We start from the raw sequence: 1,256 nt of genomic DNA, 5'->3' as shown, positions 1-1,256 counted from the left end.
TGCAGTGGTCTAATTTCCCCGGACACCTCGATAAGTGGAAAATACATTTATCGAGGAGTTCTACATGACCAGAAAGCGCAAAAGATTTGATGACAGCTACAAACTGGAAGTCGTAAAAATGGTCAGGGATCAGGGGCTGACCGTTCCGCAGGTTTGTCAGGACCAGAATCTCGGTGAGACGGCCGTACGGCGGTGGATCCGCCAATATGACGCCGAGCAGCTGGGCCAGGCCGGGATCGGAAACCCGCTGACGGCTGAGCAGCAGCGCATTCGGCAGCTGGAGCAGGAAAACCGGCAGCTCAAGATGGACAACGACATCTTAAAAAAGGCTACCGCCTTCTTTGCCCGCGAACTGAAGTGACGTATAGGCTTGTTCGGCAACTGCAACAGAAGGCTTATTCGGTGGCGCATGTCTGTCGTGTACTGAACGTCAGTCGATCAGGTTTTTACGAGGCCCGTAAGCGGGCACAAGCGCCTGTTCGGCTAAGTTGCTCCGTTGTCGCGCAGCTCAAGGCATCGTTTGCCGAGAGCAACGGTTGCCGCGGAAGCCGCCCTTTAACCAAGGCTCTGCGGGCCAAGGGCATGCAAATAGGTCGCTATAAAGTCCGCCGCCTGATGCGAGCCCATGGTTTGCGCTCGGCGTGGAAACCCAAGTTTGTGCATACGACCGACAGCAAGCATGACCTGCCAATCGCTGAGAATGTGTTGAATCGACAGTTCGAAGCGCAGGCTATTAACACCGCCTGGGTCGCCGATATTACTTACATACAAACGCGTAGCGGCTGGCTCTATCTGGCCGTGGTGCTGGACTTGTTCTCGCGCAAGATCGTGGGTTGGGCGATGGCCCCAAACATGCCTGCAGATCTGGTGTGCAGCGCGATGCAGATGGCCGTCGCGCAGCGTCAACCTCCACCTGGCTTGATCGCCCACTCCGATCGAGGCAGCCAATATGCGAGCGCAATCTACAGATCGCTGCTGGCCAGACACGCCATGCAGCAAAGCATGAGCCGTAAAGGTAACTGCTGGGACAATGCGGTGATGGAACGCTTCTTCCTGAGCCTGAAAATGGAGCGGGTATGGCGGCGCAATTACGCCAACCATGGCGAAGCGATACGCGACATCACTCAATACATCGTTGGGTATTACAACAATGAGCGGCTGCACTCGAAACTGGGTTATCTGCCACCGACCGTTTACGAACGGACGATGGCCTTGAAACCACCTATCGAGGTGTCCGGAATTAGTTGACCACTACA

1 protein-coding gene is annotated in these 1,256 nt (G+C 55.5%); it reads left to right on the top strand.

Annotated features, from left to right (window positions below; translation table 11 throughout):
• Positions 1-64: 64 nt before the first annotated feature.
• A protein-coding gene (locus AC07VF_RS26450) for an IS3 family transposase (RefSeq protein ID WP_495010178.1) occupies positions 65-1,248 on the top strand; the annotation gives its coding sequence in 2 pieces (ribosomal slippage) (positions 65-329 and positions 329-1,248; 1,185 coding nt in all).
• The last annotated feature ends 8 nt before the right edge of the window (positions 1,249-1,256 follow it).

Source organism: Pseudomonas sp. GW821-FHT02H06 (genome assembly GCF_059421525.1).
The sequence above is the reverse complement of the archived record's forward strand: the minus strand, read 5'-3'. Positions and strand labels throughout refer to the sequence as shown.